Here is a 22830-nt window from a genome sequence, read left to right as displayed (position 1 = left end):
CCCATGCGGCGACTGGTCATCGGCATCACGGGCGCCACGGGCTCCCTGTACGCCGTGCGCATGCTGCAGGCATTGCGCGGCGTGGACGATGTCGAAACGCATCTGGTGGTGTCGGCCTCCGGCGTGCTGAACATCAAGCACGAGCTGGACGTCAGCCGCCATGATGTCTATGCCCTGGCCGACCACGTGCACAGCGTGCGCGACGTGGGCGCTACGCTAGCCAGCGGCGCGTTCCAGACGGCCGGCATGGTCATCGTGCCGTGCTCCATGCGCACGCTGGCGGCCGTGGCCCACGGCCTGTCGGATAACCTGATTACCCGCGCCGCCGACGTGACCCTCAAGGAGCGCCGGCGCCTGGTGATGATGGTGCGCGAGACGCCCTTCAACCTGGCGCACCTGCGCAACATGACTGCCGTCACCGAAATGGGCGGCATCGTGTTTCCGCCGCTGCCCGCGTTTTACCACCGGCCCGCCTCCATCGAAGAGATGGTGGACCATACCGTGGCGCGGGTGCTGGAGCTGTTCGACATCATCGTGCCCGGACCGCATTGGGAAGGCATGAAGTAGCGATCGCCGCATCAAAAAAAAGAGCTCCAGGTCTGGAGCTCTTTTCATTTGCGCGATGGCGCCGGGTTGCTGGCGATTACACCGTTGCGATCGGCGTGACCGGCGAACCGATTGCATGCGGCAGGCGCAGGGGCGGGGCGGTCAGCATGAAGTGGTGCCGGCCGTTGGCGTGCAGCCAGTCCGCCAGGTCCTTCAGGTACCAGAGTTCCGCCAGCGGCAGTCCCAGCTTGAACAGGCAATGGTGGTGCAGCGGCAGCATGGCGCGCGGGCCAGTTTTCTCGCGCGCGGGATAGGCTTCCACGGCGTAGTTGTCGGCGCAGATGGCGGCGATGCCGCTGTCCGTGATCCATTGCAGCAGCGCCTGGTCGGTGCCGTCCAGCGCGGCGCCGTAGGTGTGCAGCGTCTCGGCGTCGGGCGTGCCGTTCATGGCGACCACCGCTTCGGCGTAGCCGGTGCGCAGCACCAGCATGTCGCCGGTTTCGACGCTGATGCCGTCCGTCTTCAGTACATGCATCAGTTCGGCATGGCCGATCAGTGTGCGGCCGGGGCCGTAGTGGCGCAACAGGTCCACCAGCACGCCGCGGCCCTGCATGCCCTTCTGCGCCAGGTTTTCCACGCCCAGCTTCAGCGCCGCCGACGGGCCGCCGCTGTTGCAGCCGCAGCCGGTATGGTCGCCGTCGGCCGGGCCGACGACGTCCACGCCGGCCTGGTAGCCGTTGTAGTAGCGCAGTTCGGGCTTGCCGTCGCCGTCGGCGTCGAACAAGGCGCCCACGTGGGCCAGCGCGTCCCATTGCGTCGAATACTGCATCGACAGCAGCACCTGGTCATCGCTGAGCACGTCCACCGCGTCCGGGTTGACGTTGCGCAGCGGGAAGTTCAGGTAGGGCGTGTCCGCCAGGCGCGTGGGGCTCAGTTGCGGCGGATGACGGCGCGGGTTGAGCACGTTGCCGCCGGGCAGGTCCAGCGGCAGCGACAGGCAGAAGGTCTTGCCGGCGCGGATTTCACGCGCGCCTTTCAGGACTTGTTCTTCGGTAATGAGGTTCAGGCGGCCGAGTTGGTCGTCGTGCCCGAAGTCGCCCCAGTTGGAGCCTTCGGGCCGGTTTTTCCAGCGCTGCATGCCGCTTACCCCTTCAGGAAGTCGACGACCGTGCGGGTGAAGACTTCGGGTTGCTCCCAGTTCGAGATATGGGAGGTGTTCATTTCGAAGTAGCGCGCGCCGGGGATGGCCTCAGCCAGTTCACGGCCTTGGGCCGGGGTGGCGGCCAGGTCGTGCGTGCTGCTGATGACCAGCGTGGGCGCCTTGATCGAGGCCACTTGTTCGCGGAAGTCGGCGTCGCGCAGCGCGGCGCAGTTGCCCGAGTAGCCAGCGTCCGGCGTGCGTCGCAGCATGTCGATCAGCACCTGGGTCAGGCCAGGCTCGGCCGCGCGGTAGCTGTCGGTGAGCCAGCGTTCGACCAGCGTGGGCGCCATCTTTTCCAGGGTCTGTTCGGCGACCGCGGCGATGCGGGCGCTCCAGCCTTCGGCCGAGCCGATGCGCGCGGCGGTGTTGCAGAGGATCAGCTTGTCCAGCAGTTCGGGACGCGCCAGCGCCAGCCACAGGCCGGTGGGGCCGCCCATCGACAGGCCGCAGAAGTGCGCGCGCTTGATGTTCAGGTGCGCCAGCAGTTCGGCGACGTCGTTGCCCAGCTGCTCGAAGCTGTATTCGCCCTCGGGGATCGACGACTTGCCGTGGCCGCGGGTGTCGTAGCGCAGCACGCGGAAGTGCTTGCTCAGTTCGGGAATCTGGCGGGCCCACATGTCGGAGCAGGTGCCCAGCGAGTTGGAGAGCACGAGCACCGGCGCGTCGGCGGGGCCATCGATGACGTAGTACAGCCGTGCCTGGCTGAGATCGGCGTAAGACATGCGGGTTTATTCCTTGCGTTTACAGGTGGCAGACGCCGTCGACATAGGCCTTGCGCCAGCGCGTGATGGTCACGCGCTCGAACAGATTGGCCTGGGAGAACGGGTCGGCGTCGATGAACTGCTGCGCGGCTTCGCGCGTTTCCAGGGCCACGATGTAGAGGCCGCCGCCGGCGTCCTTGCCGTCGTCCTGCAGCTTGGCGCCGCAGGCCAGCAGCAGCTGCTTGTTCGCGTCCAGGTATTCCAGGTGCGCGGCGCGATGCTGCTGGCGCACTTCCTGGTGGCCGGGCTTGTCGAAGGTTTCGATGATGTAGGGCATCAGCCGCTCCTGGTCAGATTGCCGAGGGGTGGCGCGCCAGCGCCGTGACGTTGATGTCCATGTACGGGAACAGCGGCAGCGAGGACAGCAGCGTGTGCAGCTCGTCGTTGCTTTCGACGTCGAAGATGCTGACGTTGGCGTAGCGGCCGGCCACGCGCCACAGGTTCTTCCACTTGCCGTCGCGCTGCAGTTGCTGCGCCAGGGCCTTTTCGTCGGCCTTCAGCTTGTCGGCGCGGTCGGCGGGCATGTCGACGGGAAGATTGACTTGCATTTGAACCATGAACAACATGATGACTCTCTCCTGTAAAGCCGCTCCGGCGATGCCGGAGCGCGCACAAAATTCAGCGGGAAAACTTCAGCGGCAGGCCGGTAAGGCGCAGCAACTCGTCGGCGGTGGTGTCGCCGAACATGTCGATGACGGTCACGCCGTCGGCGCGGATGTCGAACACCGCCACGTCGGTGTACACGCGCGATACGCAGCGCACGCCGGTCAGCGGATAGGTGCAGGCCTCGACCAGCTTGCTCTGGCCTTCGCGGGTCTGCAGTTCCATCATCACGAACACGTCCTTGGCGCCGATCGCCAGGTCCATCGCGCCGCCCACGGCGGGAATCGCGTCGGGCGCGCCGGTGTGCCAGTTGGCCAGGTCGCCGTGCTGCGAAACCTGGAAGGCGCCCAGCACGCAGATGTCCAGGTGGCCGCCGCGCATCATCGCGAACGAGTCGGCGTGATGGAAGAACGAGCAGCCGGGTAGTTCCGTCACGGGCTGCTTGCCGGCGTTGATCAGGTCGTAGTCTTCCTCGCCCTTGGCGGGGGCGGGGCCCATGCCCAGCATGCCGTTTTCGGTGTGCAGGATGACTTCGCGGTCGGCCGGCAGATGGTTGGCGACGAGCGTGGGCAGGCCGATGCCCAGGTTCACGTAGGCGCCTTCAGGAATGTCCTGCGCCACGCGGGCGGCGATCTGGTCGCGGGTCAGTTTGGTGCTCATTGCTGCTCCTTGGCGGCCGGGGTGGCTGCGATCTGCACGACGCGTTTCACGAAGATGCCGGGGGTGACGACGGTTTCCGGGTCCAGCTCGCCCAGTTCGACCACTTCACGCACCTGCGCCACCGCCACGCGCGCCGCGCTGGCCATGATGGGGCCGAAGTTGCGGGCGGTCTTGCGGTAGACCAGGTTGCCCCAGCGGTCGCCGCGTTCGGCTTTGATGAGCGCGTAGTCGGCGTGCAGCGGATACTCCAGCACGTACTGGCGGCCGTTGATCTCGCGGATTTCCTTGCCGTCGGCCAGCGGGGTGCCGTAGCCGGTGGGCGTGAAGAACGCGCCGATGCCGGCGCCGGCGGCGCGGATGCGCTCGGCCAGGTTGCCCTGCGGCACCAGTTCCAGCTCGATCTTGCCGCTGCGGTACAGGCCGTCGAAGATCTGCGAATCCACCTGGCGCGGGAACGAGCAGATGATCTTGCGCACGCGGTTGGCGCCCAGCAGGGCGGCCAGGCCGGTGGTGCCGTTGCCGGCGTTGTTGTTGATGATGACCAGGTCCTTCGCGCCCTGCTCCAGCAGGGCGTCGATCAGTTCCATGGGCTGGCCGGCGGTGCCGAAGCCGCCGATCATGACGGTGGCGCCGTCGGGTACGTCCGCCAGGGCGGCCGCCGCGCTTGCAACAAGCTTAGAAATCATGATGTTTGCTCATAGGTGGCGTGTCATAATTTGTTCTTAATTAGAACTTTCGTTCTTCTGAAGAACATCGTTTCATGGGGATGAGCCGGGCGTCAAGGCGAGCCGGCCCGACGTCATCCCCATTTACTCTTTTTGCGGTAGACGGATGGCCGAGCAAGAAACCCAGCAACCCAGCGACAGCTACGTGCAGTCCTTCGCGCGCGGCTTGTCCGTGATCCGGGCCTTCGGCCCCGACCGTTCCGAGATGACTTTGTCCGAGGTCGCGGCCGTGACCGGGCTGACTCGCGCCGGCGCGCGCCGCATCCTGCTGACGCTGGAGCACCTGGGCTACGTCACCGTCGACGACCGCAAGTTCTCGCTGACCCCGCGCATCCTGGAGCTGGGCTACGCCTACCTGTCCGGCACGCCGCTGTGGAACCTGGCGTTGCCGTACATGGAAGAAGTGGCCGAGCAGACGCGGGAGTCGTGTTCCGTTTCGGTGCTGGAAGGCGCGGACATCGTCTACATCCTGCGCCTGTCCACGCACAAGGTCATGACCATCAACCTGGCCGTGGGCAGCCGCCTGCCGGCCTGGGCGACCTCGATGGGCCGCGTGTTGCTGGCGGGGCTGACGGAGCCGGAGCTGGACCGGGTGCTGGCGCTGAGCCAGATCCAGTCCTACACCCCGCACACCGTCACGGACATCGCGGAGTTGAAGCGCGTGCTGGCCGGCGTGCGCGCCGACGGCTACGCCTGCGTCGCGCAGGAGCTGGAGCCGGGGCTGCAGTCGGTGGCCGTGCCCATCATGGACCGCAGCGGCCGCGTGATCGCCGCGATGAACGTCAGCGGCCATGCCAACCGCTTTACGCGCGAGGAAATGCTGGCGGCGTTTCTGCCGCCATTGCGCCGCGCGGCCGACCAGATCAACCACGCCCTGCTTCGCCGTTAGGCGGGGCAGGGGAGAGACGAGGGCGGCTGGCGTGCGCATGGCGGATCTCAGATGGGCGCGACGCCCAGCGTCGTGCCGCCGCAGACGTACAGCATCTGGCCGGTGACGAAGCCGTTGTCCGGCGACAGGAAGAACATCGCGGCGCGCGCCACGTCTTCGGGCGTGCCCAGGCGCTTGACCACGATGCTGTTGATGATGCGTTCGGTCTGCGGCGCGCCTGCCGGATTGCTCTTGGTGAACAGATCGGTGGCGATGGGGCCGGGACCGATGGCGTTGACGGTGATGCCGTCGCCGCCCAGTTCCATGGCCAGCGTGCGGGTCAGGCCCACCAGGCCGGCCTTGGTGGCCGAATAGACCACGCGGTCCGGCTTGCCCAGCGCGGCGCGCGACGACATGTTCACGATGCGGCCGAAGCCGGCTTCGCGCATGGCGGGCAGCGCGGCCTGCACCAGGATCAGCGCGGTGCGCAGGTGCAGGTTGACCACGTAGTCCAGGTCCGCGAGCGTGGCCGTGTCGGCCGTGCCCGGGCGGGTCGCGCCGGCGTTGTTGACCAGGCCCACGATGTTGTAGGCCGCGGTCACTTCGCGGGCCACTTCCTTGGTGCGCGCTTCGTCGGTCAGGTCGGCCTGATAAGACACCAGCCCCGCGGGCGGATTCTCGGGCAGCTTGTAGTCGATGTTGACGACCTGGTGTCCCGCATCCAGCAGCATGCGGATGATCGCAGCCCCGATCCCGGCGCTGCCGCCGGTCACGAGATACGCAGTAGGTTTGCTCATATCGGTTCCGTTCCTAGAGTATGCGCGCCGGTCAGTGGGTCAGATAACCCCAAAGGAGGACGGCGGTGATGTGGATCACGCCGACCCACAGCATCATGATGACGGTATAGCCCATCACGTCGCGCAGCTTGAGCTTGGACAGCGCCAGCGCGGGCAGGATCCAGAAGGGCTGCACCAGGTCGTTCCAGGCGTTGCCCAGCATGACGGCCATGGTGGTCTGGTTCAGCGCGCTGCCGATTTCCTTGGCGGCGTCGATCATGAACGGACCCTGGATGACCCAGTGGCCGCCGGCCGAAGGCGCAAAGAAGTTGATGACGAACGAGCTGATCAGGCCCCAGAACGGCAGCGACTCGGGCGTGGCCACGTCGACGAACACTTGCGAGATCGTGGTGACCAGGCCGGAGGCGGCCATGATGGCCATGATGCCGGCGTAGAAGGGGTACTGCAGGATGATGCCGGAGATCGTCTTGATGCCTTCGGTCAGCTTGGCCACGTAGGCGGCCGGCGTGCCCAGCAGGATGATGCCCAGGAACAGGATGATGAAGTTGATCAGGTTCAGGTCCAGCGAACCGCCGTCCATGAAGTGGAAGGTCACGTAGGCGATGCCCAGCGCGCCGATCAGCAGGCTCAGGATGCGGCTGTTGTTCAGCTTGGAGGCGATGGTGCCTTTTTCCAGCATGTCTTCGGCGGCGCTGGACGTGTTGGCGTCGCGGTCGATGGCCGGGTCCACTTCAACGATCTTCTCGCCCTTCTTGGGGTGCAGCCAGGCGTTGAGCAGCGGCAGCGTCACGATGATCACCAGGCTGGTGATCAGCATCGGCACCGAGAAAATGGTTTCCGACAGCGGGATGGTGCCCATCTGCTTGGCGGTGGGGTGATTGGGGGTGGCGACCAGCACGGGGATGCTGGCCGACAGGCCCAGGCCGTACATGGTGAAGCCGCTGTAGGCCGCGGCGATGATCAGGGGGTAGTGCACGCCCTTGACCTTCAGCGCCAGCTTCTTGGCGACGATGCCGCCGATGACCAGGCCGAAGCCCCAGTTCAGGTAGCTGCCGATGCCGCCGACCAGCGTCGCCACGATGATGGCGGTGTGCGGCTTGTGCACGTGGCTGACGATGCGGTTGAGCATGCGGTCGGTGAGCGGCGCCGTGGCCAGCACGTAGCCCATCGCCAGGATCACGGCCATCTGGGTCGTGAAGGCCAGGAGGCTCCAGAAGCCGTTGCCCCAGGCGCGCGTGATGTCGCCGATGCCCTTGCCCTCGACGCCCATGGCCAGCAGCACGGTGAGCAGGGTCAGCGCGATCGCGAAGACGAAGGGGTCGGGCAGATACTTGCGCATCAGCTCCGTAAAGAATGAAGCCAGTTTATTCATGGTGCCTCCTACAAACTCCGGTAAGGCTAAGTTTTCTCGCGTCTTGCGCCGCCCGGCGCCGGGTGTCGGCGGGGGCGGGTGGGACGATTGCTTTCTTTGTGTGGTTGGGCTTGTGGCCCGCTGGCGCTGGTGGCGGGATGCCCCGCGCCTTATGGTGTGAATGCTTTGCTTGCGCGGCCGTCAGGAGCCGCTGGCCTTGCCGTTGAGCCAGTCAGCCAGTTCGCCTAGCGCGGCGCTTTTCTCGCGCAGCACGCGCTCGCGGCGTTCGGGGCTCCAGGTGTAGAAGCCCTGGCCGCTCTTGGCGCCGATCTGGCCGCTTTCGACCTTGCTCTTCAGGAGTTCGGAAGGTTCGGTGCGGTTTTCCAGGTCTTTGTAGAGATAGCTGGCGATCGCGTAGTGCACGTCGATGCCGTTCATGTCGCGCTGTTCCAGCGGTCCCGACAGGGCCAGGCGGATGCCCAGGCTCCACTTGACCACTTCGTCGATGTCCTCGGCGCTGGCCACGCCTTTCTCCAGCAGCGAGATGGCCTCGCGTGCCAGGGCGTGCTGGATGCGGTTGGCGATGAAGCCGGGGATGTCCTGGCGCACCAGCACCGGACGCTTGCCGGCGTAGCGCAGCGTGGCCATCACCCGGGCGACCGTGTCCTCGGAGGTGCCGTCGTTGCGCACCACTTCCACCAGCGGAATCACGTCGGCGGGCGTAAAGAAATGGGTGCCCACGAAACGGTCGCGCCGCACTACCGCGCTGGCGATGGCGTTGATGGACAGGCCGGAGGTGTTGGTGGCGAAGAGGGTGTGCGCGGGGCACAGGGAATCGAGCTTGGCGAAGATGCCGCGCTTGAGCTCCAGGTTCTCGGGCACGGCCTCGATCACCAGGTCGCTGTTGCAAGCCGCTTCCAGCCCCGGTGCGACTTGAATGCGCTGCATCGCTTCCTGGACGTTGCCCGGGGCATAGACATTCAACTGGCGGTCTATGGTCTGCAGCGCGCGGTCCAGCGCGCCTTCCATCGGGTCGATCAGGACGACGTTCAATCCCTTCGAGGCGAACAGCGCGGCGATGCCGCTGCCCATGGCGCCTGCGCCGACGATGGCGAGATTCTTGAGGGGAGTATCCATGATGGTTCGCTCGGTGCTGACACGCCGGGCTTGCGGGCGGGCACGTGCGGAACCAGGATGCTTTCTGTCTCTTCCGGGTGTGCCTTCCTGTGCGCCTGGCCAGAAAAATCTTTATGTTCTATATACGAACATTTGTGCGTATATAGAATTTCTGAAAGAGATAGTACTAAAAGTCGCGGGGGGCGGACAAATGGGGGATTTTGGGTGTCCGGCTGGTGGACGGCGCGCAGGCAGGGGACGCCGGCCCGCGCTCTGGCGCGAGCGCGGGCCGGCCTGACTTCACCAGCGGTAGGTGGCGGTGCCGATCACCCGGCGCGGTTCGCCGTAGAAGCAGCCGTAGGTGCAACTGCCGATATAGGTCTTGTCGGTCAGGTTGGACGCGTTCAGCGCGAACTTCCATGGCCCCGTCGCGTAGCTGATCATGGCGTCGAACAAGGTGAAGGATGGCACCTCCACCGGCATGCCGTGCGCCATGCCGCGGGTGCTGCCCACATAGCGCAGGCCAGCGCCGATTCTCAAGCCAGGCAGGCCGAAGTCGCCGAAACCATAGTCGCCCCATAGCGAGAACTGGTTGTAGGGGACCGAGCTCAGGCGCTTGCCTTCCTCGTCGGGCTGCAAGGGGCTGGCCTTGAGCGTGCGCGCGTCGGTGTAGGCGTAGGCGGCGATCAGGTTGGCATTGCGGCCGATGCGGGTGCGCGCCTCCAGTTCCAGGCCGCGGGTCCGCGCCTCGCCGGCCTGTATCTGGTAGGACGTGTCCAAGGGGTCGGTCACGGTCATGTTCTTGCGGGTCAGCTGGTAGACCGCCGCCGAGAGCATGGTGTCCGAGCCGGCGGGCTGGTAGCGCAGCCCGGCTTCGTACTGCTGGCCGGTGGTGGGCTGGAAGCGGCTGCCCTGGCGGTCCTGGCCGCTGGTAGGCTCGAACGATTCGCTATAGCTCAGGAACGGCGCCAGCCCGTTGTCGGCCAGGTAGACCAGGCCGGCGCGGCCGGTGAAGGCCTTGCTCTTTTCGCCGTCCGCATATTTTTCGTCGGTGAAGAAGTTGTGCTCGTCGACCGTGACCCAATCCTGTCGTCCGCCCAGCAGGACGACCCATTTGTCGGCGATCTTGATCTGGTCCTGAAGGTAGATGCCCAGGCGCTTCATGTCGGTGACGGAGGAGGACCCGGGGAACGGCGCGACGGGGCCTAGCGGCATGCCATACACAGGATCGTAGAGGTCGATGTTGTTGTTGCTGCGGATATAGCGTTCGGTTTCGTGTTTGGGCAGCGAGTAATCGATGCCCGCCAACAGCGTGTGGCGCACCATGCCGCTGCCCACCTCGTATTGCAAGGACGTATCGGAGATCAGGGCGGAGGAGCGATCCCAGCGTGGCATGGCGCCGCGATCGGCGGTCCAGCGCTGGTCGGGCGCGAGCTGCCAGATGTCGGTGGAGTGATAGGTGCTGTCCGCATGGAAATAGCGCGCACTGTTGCGCAGCTTAAGCTGGCTGTTGAAGGCGTGTTCGAACAGATAGCCGATCGAATAGCGTTCCATGTTGAACTTGTCGAAACCAGGCTCGCCGCTAAAACGATTGCGTGGGATCCGGCCGTTGACGTTGGGGAGCACCGTGCCTTGCGCCGGCAGGCCATAAACGTAGACGGTGTGGTCCTTCTGGTATTCCGCAAGCAGGGTCAGCGAGGTGGCGGCGCTTGGCTGCCACGTGATGGCAGGCGCGATGTAGGTCCGATCGTCAGGCACATGGTCGATGAACGTATCGCTCTCGCGCAGCAAGGCGGTCAATCGGTACGACCACTTGCCATCTTCATCGAGCGCGCCGCCGAAATCGCCGGAGATCTGCTTGCGGCTGTAGTTGCCCGCTTCAACGTTCAGTTCGCGCAGCGGCTCCACGGTGGGGCGTTTGCTGACCGTATTGATGATGCCGCCGGGCGACGCGGAGCCGTAGAGGACGGAGGATGCGCCCTTGAGGAACTCGATGCGCTCCAGCCCATACACCTCCTGCCGCCCGTTGTAGATGTTCACGGTGTACAGCATGCCGTCGCGGTAGTAGTTGCCCAGGTTGCTGCGGAAGCCCCGCAGGAACAGGCTGTCAGACGTGCGGTCCATGCCTTCAGCGCGGCTGACGCCCGCCACGTAGCCCAGCGCATCTTGAATGCTCTGCGATTTCAGGGTGTCGATTTCCTCCGCGCCCACGACCGAGATCGATTGCGGCGTTTCGATGATGGGCGTGTCGGTGCGGGTGCCGGTCGCGCTGAGCCGGGCCGCGTAGCCATGCAGGGGGCCGGTGGCGGTCTCCGCGGCCTGCGCGGTGACGGTCACGGCTTCGAGAGTGGTGGCGTCGTGGTGCGACGCCGGCGCGGGGCGCAGCGTGTAGCTGCCGTTGCTTTCCGGCAGGGCTTGCAGGCCTTGACCGCGCAGCAATTCACCGAAGCCTTCGCGCACCGAATAGCTGCCTGACAGGCCGTTGCTGCGCTTTCCATGCAGCAGCGCGGCGTCCATGCTCAGTTCTACGCTGGCCGCGCTGGCGTAGGCATTGAGCACCTGGCTCAGCGGGCCGCCGGCGATGTCGTAGCTGCGCCTGGTGTCGACGCTCTGCGCCTGCGCGGTGGCGGTCGCGCCAGGGATGACGCAGAACGCCACGCTGAGAAACAGCGCCAGGCGCATCAGGCGGGGAATCGCGGGGCGGAGCGCTGGCGTGGCTGGCGCGTGGGAATGGGACCTGGGCTGCGGGTGACGGGACATTGGGTGATGCCTTGCGGTTCGTGCTGGAGATGAAAGGGGGTCACCCTATATCCCGAGCAAGAACGCCGAATCCGCAATTGCCGCCTCGAAAAGTTTGTAACGGCGACAGCCGATTGGCCGTCATTGCGCTGCCTGCACTGTCACCCAGTAGCGCGTCCGGTAGCTCACCGCCACCGGCAGAGCCCGCGTGAGGTTGTCCAGCGCCCGGTCCGTGTTGCGTACGGAAAAGACGCCGCTCACCAGCAGGCCCGCAACCTCGGGATCGCAGCGCAGCAGGCCTGGCCGGTAGCGGGCCAGTTCTGCCAGGAATTCGTCCAGGCGCATGGCATCGGCCACCAATACCCCGCGGCTCCAGGCCGCCGCGCTTTCCTGCGCAGGACTAGGTGCCGCGGCCCCGCCTGACGAAAAGCGCGAACCCTGGCCGGCTTGAAGCAGGACTGCCTGTTCCGGTGCGCCGAGGGGACGGATTTCCACGGCGCCTTCGAACACGGCCACGCGGGAGGTTTCGGTATCGTCCCTGACCGAGAATCGGGTGCCCAGGGCCTGGATGGAGCCGTGGCGGCTGCGCACCCGGAACGGCCGGGCCATGGCTGCCAGATCTGGCGCGGTTGCTACCAGGATTTCTCCGGCGTGCAGCACCACCACGCGTTCGTCCGCGGTGAACCTGAGGTCGATGGCGGTCGCGGTGGACAGCGTCACGCTGGACCCATCCGGCAGGGTGATGGTCCGGATTTCGCCAGTGCCGCTGCGGTAGTCGGCCGTTGCGGTTTGCCAGGAGTCGGTGCCGTGCAGGACGTAGCCCACGCCCACGATGGTTGCGCCCAGCCCCAGCAGGCTGATCGCGCGGCGCCGCGAGACGCCAGCCGGGCGTTTGCGCAGAGCGTGGCTGGCGGCCTGCGGCGATACGCTGCCGAGCTTGTCCTCGAATTCCAGCAGCCGTTGCCAGGCCAGTTCATGGTCGGCATGTTGCGCGCGCCAGCGGGCGCAGTCGGACTGGTCGGTGGGGTTGACGTCTTCCGACCACAAGCGCGCCATCCATTCGGCTGCCCGCTGCACGATGGCGGGGTCGATGGCCCGATTCAAGCCCTGGGGATTTGACGGAATGCCGGGCGTGGCGGACATGCCCGGTCAGCCGCCAGGGGGCACGTGCAGGGCCTGGTAGCAGGCCAGCAGCGCGGAAGCCACGTATTTCTCCACCGACGACACCGACACGGCCAGCCGCGACGCGATGTCGCGGTAGCTCAAACCGTCCAGTTTGCGCAGCAGCAGCGCCTCGCGCGCCTTGGCTGGCAGGCTCTGCAGCACGGCGTCGATCTCGACCAGGGCTTGTACCGCCATGGCGCGGGCTTCTTCCGACGGCGCATGCGCCTGCGGCAGACCGGCGAGGGCTTCGAGATAGGCGGCCTCGATCTGGCGGCGGCGGTAGAGGTCGATCACCAGGCCGCGGGCGACCTGCGCCAGATGCTGGCGCGACTGGTGCGGTTCGGGCAGCCGGCCAGTGTGCAGGATGCGCAGATAGGTGTCGTGCGCCAGATCCGCCGCGTCGAACGCATTGCCCAGCCTTCGACGCAGCCAGCTTCTCAGCCAGCTGTGATGATCGGCATACAGGCCTTCGATGCCCTGCTGCGCTGCGGATTGGTTGGTCGACATGCGGGCCCCTGCAACGCGCGAAGGCGGCAAAAATGGCGCGGGTAAAGGATGAGAATCAGACTCATTCTATACCGCGCGCCATTTCACCAGCAATCGCTAGCCCGAGTTGCGCAGCCCTGCCGCAATCCCGTTGATGGTCAGGTGGATGGCGCGCTGCACGCGCTTGTCGACCTCGGCCTCGGGATGCTTCTGTGCGGCGCGGTGGCGGCGGATCAGGTCGATCTGCAGGTAGTTGAGCGGATCGATGTAGGCGAAGCGCTCGCGCAACGACGCCTGCAGCGTGGGGTTGTCGGCCAGCAGTTCGCGCTGGGTCAGCAGCCTGAGCATGGCCAGCGTGCGGCCGTGCTCGGCGCTGATGGCGCCGAAGATGCGTTCGCGCACGCCGCGCTGCGGCACCAGCTGCGCGTAGCGCGCGGCGATCGCCAGGTCGGACTTGGCCAGCACCATTTCCATGTTGGACAGCAGCGTGCGGAAGGCGGGCCAGTCGCGCGCCATTTCGCGCAGCTGGGCCAGGCGGCCGCGGCGCGAGCGGGGCGCGTCGGGGGCGCCGGTTTCCAGATAGGCCTCGATGGCCGACCCCATGCCGTACCAGCCGGTCAGCATCAGGCGGCATTGCGCCCAGGAAAAGCCCCAGGGGATGGCGCGCAGGTCTTCGATGCGCTGGCCTTTCTTGCGCGAGGCGGGACGCGAGCCGATGTTCAGGCCTGCGATTTCGCTGATGGGCGTGGCGGCGAAGAAGTAATCGGCAAAGCGCGGGGTGTCGTAGACCAGGCCGCGGTAGGTGCGCTGCGCGGTTTCGGACATGAAGGACATGGCCGGGCCGTGCTGGGCCATGTGCGCGTCTTCCGCGCTGGTGGCTTCGGCGCGCGGCGCGAGGCTGGATTCCAGCGTGGCCGCGACCAGCAGTTCCAGGTGCCAGCGGCCGACCTCGGCGTCCTTGTATTTGCTCTGGATGACTTCGCCCTGTTCGGTCAGGCGGATCTGGCCGGCCACGGTGCCCGGGGGCTGTGCCAGGATGGCGTCGAAGCTGGAGCCGCCGCCGCGGCCTACCGAACCGCCACGGCCATGGAACAGGCGCAGCCGCACGTTGCGGGCCGAGAACACGTCGACCAGCGCGCGCTCGGCCTGGTAGAGCGACCAGTTGGACGTGAGGAAGCCGCCGTCCTTGTTGCTGTCCGAATAGCCCAGCATGACTTCCTGCGCGCCGTTCTGCGCCAGCTTCACGCGCTGGCGGATTTCGGGCAGGTCCAGCCAGGCAGCCATGATCTCGGCGCCGCGCTGCAAGTCGGGAATGGTCTCGAACAGCGGCACGACCATCAGGCCGTCCTCGGGCTGGATCTCCTGGCCCGCCGGGGCGATGAGGCCGGCTTCCTTTTGCAGCACCATGACTTCCAGCAGGTCGCTCAGCGTTTCGGTGTGCGACACGATGGTCTGGCGCACGGCCTGCTTGCCGTAGCGCGCGCGGCCGGCGGCGGCGGCGCGCAGCACCGCCAGTTCGCGCGTGGTGTCTTCGCTATAGGCGATCCAGGGCGAGGCCAGCGGCCGGGCCTGCGCCAGTTCGGCGCGCAGCAGTTCGACGCGTTGCTCTTCGGTGAGCGCCAGGTAGTCCAGCGGCTTGCCGTCGCGTTGCGTGCCGGCGAGGGTGAACAGCTCGGCCAGCGCGCGCTCGTGCACGTCGGAACTCTGGCGCAGGTCCACCGTGGCCAGATGAAAGCCGAATACTTCCACGGCCTGCTGCAAGCCGGCCAGGCGCAGCTTGGCGATGGGCGAGCCATGGTGGGCGGCCAGCGACGCGGCGATCACGGCCAGATCGGCGGACAGCTCTTGCGGACCTTCGTAGGGGGCTGCCGCGACGGTGCTGCGCCGCGCCAGGTCCTGGCCCGTCAGGCGCTGCGCGGTGGCGGCCAGGCGGGCGTACACGCCGACCAGCGCGCGGCGATAGGGCTCATCGCGGCGGTGGGGCGAATCGTCGCCGCTGGCGTCGGCCAGGGCCAGCAGTTCGGCATCCACGCCAATCAGCAAGGTGGTGACGGACAGCTCCGCGCCCAGCGCATGGACCTCTTGCAGATAGTGTTCGAACAGCACGGTGGCCTGGCGCAGCAGCGCGCGTTCCAGGGTGCTGGCATCCACGTTGGGGTTGCCGTCGCGGTCGCCGCCGATCCAGCTGCCCATGCGCAGGAAGGGCTCCAGCGGCGCGGGCGGAGCGGCGAAGGGCTTGGCGGACTCGCGGCTCAGCAGCTTGGACAGGTCGCCGTACACGCGCGGAATGACTTGCAGGAAGGTGCTGCGGTAGTACGACAGCGCGTTCTCGATTTCGTCGGCCACCGTGAGGCGCGTGTAGCGCAGCATGCGGGTCTGCCACAGCGTGGCGACGCGGCCGAGGAGGGAGGCGTCCAGGTCGGCCAGCTCTTCCGGCGTGAGCGTGCCTTCGCGCTGCGTCAGCGCGCCGGCGATCTCGCGGTGCACGTCCAGCGTGCTCTTGCGCTGCACTTCGGTGGGGTGCGCGGTCAGCACCGGCATGACGCAGGCTTCGGCCAGCAGCCGGCGGATGCGGGCTACGCCCACGCCCTGGCGGCCCAGGGTCTGCACCGCGTCGCGCAGGCTGCCGCGCTCGGGCGCGCCGCTGGCGATGGCGCGGGCGCGCTGGCGGCGATTCTGGTCGCGGTCTTCGGCGATATTGGAAAGGTGCAGGAAGTAGCTGAAGGCGCGCGCCACGGAGTTGGGGTCGCTGCCTTGCAGGCGCTTGACGCGCTGCTCCAGCAATTTGCCGTCGGCGTCGTTGCCTTCGCGGCGGAACTTCACGGCCGTGCGGCGCAGGGTTTCGATGGTGTCGAAGACGCGTTTGCCCTCACATTCCTCGATGACGGTGCCCAGTAATCGGCCTAATAGCCGGATATCGTGACGCAAGGGTTCTGCTGAATCGGACTGCGGGCGCATGGCATTCATCTGGCGGGGATCCGTCGAGGCTGCTGAGAGAGGGGAAGGGGTAGGAAAGAAGAGGCGTTGCAGGTAAACCGGGAAAGAGAACCAGGAAGATTTTACGCAGACTTTTTACGCCAGCCGCCGGCGTCGGTTTAAAGTCCGCCAGCAGCATGTTTACACTAAAGGCAGGCCGTCACCTGTGCGTACAAGCCTTCAGTCCCTTCGTCTTTCCAGAAGCCCCCATTTATGCAAAATCATCAACGTCGCGCGCTCGTGCTGTTTTCGGGCGGCCAGGATTCCACTACTTGCCTGGCCTGGGCGCTGGACCGCTACGCCCATGTGGAAACCGTGGCGTTCGACTACGGGCAGCGCCACCACATTGAACTGACTGCGCGGCTGAACGTGCTGCGCGAGATCCGCAGCAATTTCCCCGACTGGGCGCCGCGCCTGGGCGAGGATCATCTGCTGGACCTGAAGGTGCTGGGCCAGGTGGGTGATACCGCCATGACCAGCGACCGCGCCATCGAAATGCAGGCCAACGGCCTGCCCAACACTTTCGTGCCTGGGCGCAACCTGCTGTTCCTGACGCTGGCCGCCGCGCTGGGCTACCGCCGTCAGCTGGACGTGCTGGTGGGCGGCATGTGCGAAACCGATTTTTCCGGCTATCCGGATTGCCGCGACGACACCATCAAGGCGCAGCAGGTGGCGCTGGGCCTGGGCTTGGGCTCGCGGGTCACGATCGAGACGCCGCTGATGTGGATCGACAAGTCCGAGACCTGGGCGCTGGCGCATCGGCTGGGCGGCGACGCGCTGGTGGAAACCATCGTCGAGGAAAGCCACACCTGCTATCTGGGCGAGCGCGGCGCGCGCCACGACTGGGGCTACGGCTGCGGCGAGTGTCCCGCCTGCAAGCTGCGCAAGATCGGTTGGGAAAAATGGGTGGTGGCCTCCGCCGCCGAGGGTTGAGACGCCGGCCGCCGCCATCGCGCGGTGGGCGCTTCAGGCAAACGCCGCGCGCGTCCTGGCGATGAACTTCCACCTTAGCGCGAACGCTGCCGCACCGATAGCCGCGGCCAAGCCCACCGACAGCGCCATCGCGCCGCGTGCGCCGTAGCTGTCCACGATGTAGGCATAGGCGACCGGAGAGGCGGCGGTGACCAGGAAGCTGGGGATCAGCAATGAACCCACCAGCGTGCCATAGCTGCGGAAATCGAAGAGCGCCAGCGGCAGGGTGCCGCGCGTGATGGTCAAGAGGCCATTGCAGGCGCCATAAAGCAGCGCGTAGGCGGCGGTGGCATAGAGGTTGCCGCCGGACAGCAGCGCCAGCAGGAAGCACAGGGGCAGCAGCGCGCCGACCGCCAGCGTCAATGTCAGCGGATGCAGGCGCGAGCCCAACGCCACGTCGGCCAGACGGGCCGCGAACTGGCCGACGCCCCACAGTGCCGCGACGCTGACCGCGGCGGCCGCGGCCAAGCCCAGGCCCGACAGCAATGAAATCAGATGGGCCGCGTTGCCCGCCGCCAGAAAGTTGGTCAGCATGGCGACCAACGCGTACAGTCCGCCCGCCAGGCGGCGCTCGGCGGCGTTGCGGGTGAGGCCGGCGGGCGCCTTGTCCTTGCCGCCGGGGGCCGCTGCATAGCGTGCACGCGGCAGCGCCAGGTAAAGCGGCACCGTGGCCAGCGCCAAACCGGCATAGGCCAGCGCCGCGCCGCGCCAGCCCAGCCAGCCCGACAGCGCATGGCCTACCGGCCACATCACCGTGGACGCGAGTCCGCCGAACAACGTGATCTGCGACATGGGCCGGCGCGCCAAGGGGCCGGCCGCGCGCGCCAGCGAGGCGAAAGCCGCGTCGTACAGGCTCAGCCGCATGCCAACGCCCAGCACGGCCCAGGACAGGAAGTACCAAGGTATGGCGTGCGCGATCGACAGGCCCGCGCAGCCCAGCGCGCCCAGTAGCGCGCCCAGCGGCATGACGCGATGGCCGCCCCAGCGGTCCACGGCCATGCCGGCCAGCGGAGACACCAGGGCCATCACCACGATGGCCGCCGAAAAACCGCCGTAGACGGTGGCGGCGTTCCAGCCCAGGTCGGCGGCCATTGCGGGTCCCAGGGCGCCGATCAAGTAGTACGTCACGCCCCAGCCGACCAGTTGCGTCAGCCCCAGGCAGACGATGGCGCGCGGCGCAATCACGGCCGTTGCGGCGGCGTGGCGTCGCCTTCGCCCAGCGCGCGCTGCATCAGCACCGTGTCGCGCCATTCGCCATGCTTGTGGCCCACCGAACGCAGGGTGCCGGCGGGATGGAAGCCCTGGCTGGCGTGTAGCGCCAGCGATGCGGCGTTGCGGCTGTCGCCCACGACGGCCAGCATCTGGCGCCAGCCGGCGGCGGTGCAGCGCTCTATCAGCTCGGCCAGCAGCTTGCCGCCGATGCCCAGGCCGGAGCGGCCCGCCTTTACGTACACCGAATCTTCGACCGTGTGGCGGTAGGCCGGGCGCGGGCGGTAAGGCATGACGTAGGCGTAGCCCACGACCTCACCGTTGATCTCGGCCACCAGATAGGGCATTTCCTTTTCCAGTACGGCGCCGCGGCGCTGGCGCATTTCCTGGATGGACGGCGGCTCCAGCTCGAACGAGGCGGTGCCGTGCTGTACATGGTGGGCGTAGATGGTCTTGATGGCGGGAAGATCGGCTTCCGCGCTATCGCGGATGAGGACGGTGGGGCGGGGGGACGACATGGGCGGGCCGTGAACAGGAAAGGAAAACAGAAGCCGCCAGTGTCGCGCAAGCTTATTTATTAATAAAGCTTTGGTCCATTATGATTTGTATAAGTAAAACTATGGATTCAGCGATGCGTGGCCTTAACCTGGATCACCTGCGCACCTTTGCGCAGGTGATCGAACTGGGCAGTTTTTCCGCCGCGGCGGAGCGGGGAGGCGTGACGCAGCCCGCCGTCAGCCTGCAGATCCGCCAGTTGGAGCGGCGCTTCGGCCTGAAGCTGGTGGAACGCATCGGCCGCCGCGCGGGCCCGACAGCGGCCGGGCTGGAGCTGCTGTCGCACGTGCGCGTCATCGACGCGGCGCTGGCGCAGGCCGAACTTGCCATGACCGCGCATGCGTCGCAGGTGTCCGGCCGTATCCGGATGGGCACGGGCGCCACCGCCTGCACCTATCTGCTGCCGCCGATCCTGGCGGACCTGCGGCGGCGCTTTCCGGCATTGGATATCGTGGCCAGCACCGGCAATACGGCGGACATGCTGCGCGGGCTGGAGAACAACACGCTCGATATCGGCCTGGTCACCTTGCCCGCGCCGGGACGCATGTTCCAGGTCACGCCGGTGCTGGATGACGAGTTCGTGGCGATCTTTCCCGCCCGCGATCCGGCCGCCATACCCGCGGCCGCCACGCCGCAGGCGCTGGCGCAGCTGCCGCTGGTGCTGTTCGAACCGGGCGCGCGCACCCGCCGCCTGGTGGACGACTGGTTCGAGGACGCCGGGCTGGCCGCCAAGCCCGTGATGGAGCTGGGCAGCACCGAGGCCATGAAGGAGATCGTCGCCGCGGGCCTGGGTTGCGCGATCCTGCCCAGGCTGGCGGTGTCGGGCGCGGGCCAGCGCCAGGCGCTGGAGGTGCGCTCGTTGGCGCCGCGCCTGTCGCGCAGCCTGGCCATCGTGCTGCGAAGGGACAAGCCGCTCAGCCGGGGGTTGCGGCATCTGCAGGACTCGCTGCTGGCGTTGCGAGGGTGAACCCAAGGACGTGGGTACACTGGCGCAGACCATTCCACGCCACTTGAATCACAATCATCGCAAAATGGACAAGCCTGCTGCCCGCAAGCCCTATAAGCCCGCAGAGCTGGACCTGTTTCCTTATGAGTCCTCGCGGCGTCCGGTGGCCGGATTGGCGGTGGATTACGAAGACGGCCACCGCGTGCGCCGCCACCGGCACCGCCGCGCCCAGTTGCTGTACGCCATCTCCGGGGTCATGGTGGTGGATACCGACGCCGGGATCTGGGTGGTGCCGCCCACGCGCGGCGTCTGGGTGCCGGCCTGGGTGTCGCACGGCCTGCGCATGAGTGGCGAGCCGCGCATGCGCACCGTGTTTGTGGAGCCGGGCGCGGCCGCGCACTTGCCGTCCAGCTGCTGTGTGTTGTCGATTTCCCCTTTGTTGCGCGAGCTGATGGTCGCGGCGGCCGAGGTGCCGCTGGACTGGGCGCCCGACACGCGCGACGGCCGGCTGATGATGTTGCTGCTGGACGAATTGCGCCAGGAGCCGGTGCTGCCGCTGCACCTGCCGCAGCCTTCCGAACCCCGCCTGGCGCGCATTTGCCGCGCCATCGTGCGCCACCCGGAACGCCAGGACGGCGCGGCCGACTGGGGGCGCGCGCTGGGAGTGGACCCGAAGACGGTGCACCGGCTGTTCCTGCGGCACACCGGCATGACCTTTGGCCGGTGGCGCCAGCAGGCGCGGCTCCTGGCGGCAATGGAGCGGCTGGCGCGCGGCGAACGTGTGCTGGAGGTGGCGCTGGACCTGGGCTACGAAAGCCCCAGCGCTTTCGCGGCCATGTTCCGCAAGGCCGTGGGCGAGCCGCCCAGCGCCTTCGCGGCCCGCGGCATGGCGTCCGCCTGATGGCCGCGGCCGCGTCCCGGGGGCGGCCGACGGGCGAGGGCGGCTCGAACCAGCGTATTATTTAACGTTTTGCCGCCTACGCTAACAGCTACAGCCAGAGACAAACCATGCCGCACTACCGCTCCCGCACCTCGACCCACGGCCGCAACATGGCCGGCGCCCGCGCCCTGTGGCGCGCCACCGGCATGAAGGACGGCGACTTCGGCAAGCCGATCATCGCGGTAGTGAACTCGTTCACGCAGTTCGTGCCGGGCCACGTGCACCTGCGCGACCTGGGCGCGCTGGTCGCCAAGGAAATCGAGGCCGCCGGCGGCGTCGCCAAGGAATTCAACACCATCGCCGTGGACGACGGCATCGCCATGGGCCACGGCGGCATGCTGTATTCGCTGCCCTCGCGCGAACTGATCGCCGACTCGGTCGAATACATGGTCAACGCGCACTGCGCCGACGCCATGGTCTGCATCTCGAACTGCGACAAGATCACCCCGGGGATGCTGATGGCCGCTATGCGCCTGAACATCCCGGTCGTGTTCGTGTCGGGCGGTCCGATGGAAGCGGGCAAGGTCAAGTCGCCCAGCGACGGCAAGGTCATCGCCAAGATCGACCTGATCGACGCCATGATCAAGGCCGCCGATCCGAAGGTGTCGGATGCGGAAGTGGCCGAAGTCGAACGCAGCGCCTGCCCGACCTGCGGCTCCTGTTCCGGCATGTTCACGGCCAATTCGATGAACTGTCTGACCGAGGCCATCGGCCTGGCGCTGCCGGGCAATGGCACCATCGTTGCCACGCACGCCTGGCGCAAGGGTCTGTTCGAGCAGGCCGGCCGTCTGGTGGTGGACCTGTGCCGCCGTTACTACCAGGAAGAGGACGCGTCGGTCCTGCCGCGCAGCATCGCCACCAAGAGCGCGTTCCAGAACGCGATGGCGCTGGACGTGGCCATGGGCGGCTCGACCAATACCGTGCTGCACTTGCTGGCCGCGGCGCAGGAAGCGGGCGTGGACTTCACCATGGCCGACATCGACCGCATTTCGCGCAAGGTGCCGTGCCTGTGCAAGGCGGCGCCCGCCACCGACAAATACCACATCGAAGACGTGCACCGCGCCGGCGGCATCCTGGGCATCCTGGGTGAACTGGCGCGCGCGGACCTGCTCGATCTGTCCTGCGGCAACGTGCACAGCGGCACGCTGGGCAATGCGATCAAGCAATGGGACGTGGCCGGCGGCGCAGGCGAAGAGGCGCAGAAGTTCTACCGGGCGGCTCCGGGCGGCATTCCGACCACGGTGGCGTTCAGCCAGGACGCAACCTTCCTGACGCTGGATACCGACCGCAAGACGGGCTGCATCCGCAGCAAGGAAAGCGCCTATTCGAAGGACGGCGGCCTGGCCGTGCTGTACGGCAACCTGGCTGAAAAGGGCTGCATCGTGAAGACGGCGGGCGTGGACGAGTCGCAATGGGTCTTTACCGGCCGTGCGCGCGTTTTTGAAAGCCAGGACGATGCGGTGGAAGGCATTCTGGGCGACAAGATCGTTCCTGGCGACGTGGTGGTGATCCGCTACGAAGGCCCGAAGGGCGGTCCGGGCATGCAGGAAATGCTGTACCCGACGTCGTACTTGAAGTCCAAGGGCCTGGGCAAGACTTGCGCGCTGTTTACCGATGGCCGTTTCTCTGGCGGTTCGTCGGGTCTGGTGATCGGCCATGCTTCGCCGGAAGCGGCGGAAGGCGGCACGATCGGCCTGGTGGAAGAGGGCGACGTGATCGAGATCGATATCCCGAACCGCAAGATGCATCTGGCGGTGTCCGACGAGGAACTGGCGCGCCGCCGGGCGGCGATGGATGCTCGTGCCGATGGCTGGGAGCCGGTCGGTCGCGAACGTGTCGTGTCGCAGGCGCTGCAAGCGTATGCGGCGTTGGCGACTTCGGCGGATCGCGGGGCTGTGCGGGATTTGTCGCAGCTGAAGCAGAAGGGCAAGCGTTGATTTTGCTTGCTGTTGGGTAAGAGGGCGGCGCTTTTTAGCGCCGCTTTTTTTTTGGCGTCTGATGAGTGCTGGTTGGTGTTGACGTCGTGCGTGCGTGCGTGCGGGTGCCGGTGCCGGTGCCGTAGTGCTTCGTAGGCCGCCCGTCGGCGCCGGCGCGTGGGAGGCGAGCGCCCACGATTGCGGTCCGGAGCCTTCGCTCCGGACTGCCCCTTCGTCATCTTCGTCCAGGCCTTCGGCCTTCCCTTCAGATTCCCTCGGGCGCATCGAGGTTGCTCGCC

General features: G+C 66.9%; 21 protein-coding genes. 6 read left to right on the top strand and 15 right to left on the bottom strand.

The window, feature by feature from the left end; translation table 11 throughout:
* The first annotated feature begins 3 nt into the window (after positions 1-3).
* A complete protein-coding gene (locus IB268_RS20530) occupies positions 4-567 on the top strand; it encodes a UbiX family flavin prenyltransferase (RefSeq protein ID WP_054457626.1) in 564 nt (187 codons plus the stop codon).
* Between the two features lie 76 nt (positions 568-643).
* Here IB268_RS20530 and IB268_RS20525 read toward each other — a convergent pair whose 3' ends face one another.
* The 6 genes from IB268_RS20525 to IB268_RS20500 are packed head-to-tail and all read right to left on the bottom strand — an operon-like array spanning position 644 to position 4457.
* Positions 644-1684, bottom strand: coding sequence for a cyclase family protein (locus IB268_RS20525; RefSeq protein ID WP_088159054.1), 1041 nt, complete (start codon positions 1682-1684; stop codon positions 644-646).
* 5 nt (positions 1685-1689) lie between these two features.
* Positions 1690-2469: a 3-oxoadipate enol-lactonase gene (gene pcaD / locus IB268_RS20520; RefSeq protein ID WP_175160896.1), complete on the bottom strand. Its 780-nt coding sequence runs from the start codon at positions 2467-2469 to the stop codon at positions 1690-1692.
* A gap of 19 nt (positions 2470-2488) precedes the next feature.
* Entirely contained in the window at positions 2489-2785 is a 297-nt protein-coding gene (locus IB268_RS20515) for a YciI family protein (RefSeq protein ID WP_054459424.1), read from the bottom strand.
* A gap of 13 nt (positions 2786-2798) precedes the next feature.
* On the bottom strand, positions 2799-3074 hold the full coding sequence (catC, locus tag IB268_RS20510; protein ID WP_043546701.1) for a muconolactone Delta-isomerase: 276 nt from the start codon (positions 3072-3074) through the stop codon (positions 2799-2801).
* 52 nt (positions 3075-3126) lie between these two features.
* On the bottom strand, positions 3127-3771 hold the full coding sequence (locus IB268_RS20505; protein WP_013396545.1) for a 3-oxoacid CoA-transferase subunit B: 645 nt from the start codon (positions 3769-3771) through the stop codon (positions 3127-3129).
* Positions 3768-4457, bottom strand: coding sequence for a 3-oxoacid CoA-transferase subunit A (locus tag IB268_RS20500; protein WP_013396544.1), 690 nt, complete (start codon positions 4455-4457; stop codon positions 3768-3770). Before IB268_RS20500 ends, IB268_RS20505 begins: the two co-directional genes overlap by 4 nt.
* A gap of 145 nt (positions 4458-4602) precedes the next feature.
* On the opposite strand from IB268_RS20500, the gene IB268_RS20495 reads away from it, so the two are divergent.
* Positions 4603-5385 (top strand): IclR family transcriptional regulator, encoded by a 783-nt coding sequence (locus tag IB268_RS20495; RefSeq protein WP_192354738.1) that lies wholly within the window; start codon positions 4603-4605, stop codon positions 5383-5385.
* Positions 5386-5432: 47 nt separating this feature from the next.
* Here the strand turns inward: IB268_RS20495 and IB268_RS20490 are convergent, their stop codons facing one another.
* The 7 genes from IB268_RS20490 to ppc form a co-directional block, all read right to left on the bottom strand.
* Positions 5433-6161, bottom strand: a complete 729-nt coding sequence (locus IB268_RS20490; RefSeq protein ID WP_125470461.1) for an SDR family NAD(P)-dependent oxidoreductase — start codon at positions 6159-6161, stop codon at positions 5433-5435.
* Between the two features lie 31 nt (positions 6162-6192).
* The gene (locus tag IB268_RS20485; RefSeq protein ID WP_054459429.1) at positions 6193-7533 is read right to left on the bottom strand and encodes a short-chain fatty acid transporter; all 1341 of its coding nucleotides are present in this window, start codon (positions 7531-7533) and stop codon (positions 6193-6195) included.
* Positions 7534-7713: 180 nt separating this feature from the next.
* Positions 7714-8649, bottom strand: a complete 936-nt coding sequence (locus IB268_RS20480; protein WP_054459431.1) for a 3-hydroxyacyl-CoA dehydrogenase family protein — start codon at positions 8647-8649, stop codon at positions 7714-7716.
* 279 nt (positions 8650-8928) lie between these two features.
* Positions 8929-11388 carry a TonB-dependent siderophore receptor gene (locus tag IB268_RS20475; RefSeq protein ID WP_192354737.1) on the bottom strand — a complete coding sequence of 820 codons (2460 nt, stop codon included), beginning with the start codon at positions 11386-11388 and terminating at the stop codon, positions 8929-8931.
* 120 nt (positions 11389-11508) lie between these two features.
* Positions 11509-12510, bottom strand: coding sequence for a FecR domain-containing protein (locus IB268_RS20470; RefSeq protein WP_125470457.1), 1002 nt, complete (start codon positions 12508-12510; stop codon positions 11509-11511).
* Positions 12511-12516: 6 nt separating this feature from the next.
* On the bottom strand, positions 12517-13038 hold the full coding sequence (locus IB268_RS20465) for a sigma-70 family RNA polymerase sigma factor (protein WP_175160902.1): 522 nt from the start codon (positions 13036-13038) through the stop codon (positions 12517-12519).
* Between the two features lie 96 nt (positions 13039-13134).
* The gene (ppc, locus tag IB268_RS20460) at positions 13135-15984 is read right to left on the bottom strand and encodes a phosphoenolpyruvate carboxylase (RefSeq protein ID WP_192354736.1); all 2850 of its coding nucleotides are present in this window, start codon (positions 15982-15984) and stop codon (positions 13135-13137) included.
* A 222-nt stretch (positions 15985-16206) separates the two neighbouring features.
* Here ppc and queC point away from each other — a divergent pair, with 222 nt between their 5' ends.
* On the top strand, positions 16207-16926 hold the full coding sequence (gene queC, locus IB268_RS20455; RefSeq protein ID WP_054459441.1) for a 7-cyano-7-deazaguanine synthase QueC: 720 nt from the start codon (positions 16207-16209) through the stop codon (positions 16924-16926).
* A gap of 33 nt (positions 16927-16959) precedes the next feature.
* Here queC and IB268_RS20450 read toward each other — a convergent pair whose 3' ends face one another.
* Together IB268_RS20450 and IB268_RS20445 are read right to left on the bottom strand one after the other, a co-directional pair.
* Positions 16960-18150 carry an MFS transporter gene (locus tag IB268_RS20450; RefSeq protein WP_119450274.1) on the bottom strand — a complete coding sequence of 397 codons (1191 nt, stop codon included), beginning with the start codon at positions 18148-18150 and terminating at the stop codon, positions 16960-16962.
* Positions 18147-18692, bottom strand: a complete 546-nt coding sequence (locus IB268_RS20445) for a GNAT family N-acetyltransferase (protein WP_192354735.1) — start codon at positions 18690-18692, stop codon at positions 18147-18149. Before IB268_RS20445 ends, IB268_RS20450 begins: the two co-directional genes overlap by 4 nt.
* Before the next feature lie 113 nt (positions 18693-18805).
* On the opposite strand from IB268_RS20445, the gene IB268_RS20440 reads away from it, so the two are divergent.
* From IB268_RS20440 to ilvD, 3 genes are all read left to right on the top strand, one after another.
* Positions 18806-19696, top strand: coding sequence for a LysR family transcriptional regulator (locus IB268_RS20440; RefSeq protein ID WP_192354734.1), 891 nt, complete (start codon positions 18806-18808; stop codon positions 19694-19696).
* A gap of 64 nt (positions 19697-19760) precedes the next feature.
* Complete coding sequence (locus IB268_RS20435) at positions 19761-20576, top strand: helix-turn-helix domain-containing protein (RefSeq protein ID WP_175160906.1); 816 nt, start codon at positions 19761-19763, stop codon at positions 20574-20576.
* 107 nt (positions 20577-20683) lie between these two features.
* Positions 20684-22552, top strand: coding sequence for a dihydroxy-acid dehydratase (gene ilvD / locus IB268_RS20430; RefSeq protein ID WP_192354733.1), 1869 nt, complete (start codon positions 20684-20686; stop codon positions 22550-22552).
* Positions 22553-22830 lie beyond the last annotated feature (278 nt).

This window comes from Achromobacter sp. ACM01, assembly GCF_014851745.1.
Lineage (GTDB): Bacteria > Pseudomonadota > Gammaproteobacteria > Burkholderiales > Burkholderiaceae_B > Achromobacter > Achromobacter aegrifaciens.
This window is presented reverse-complemented; position numbering and strand designations above follow the sequence as displayed.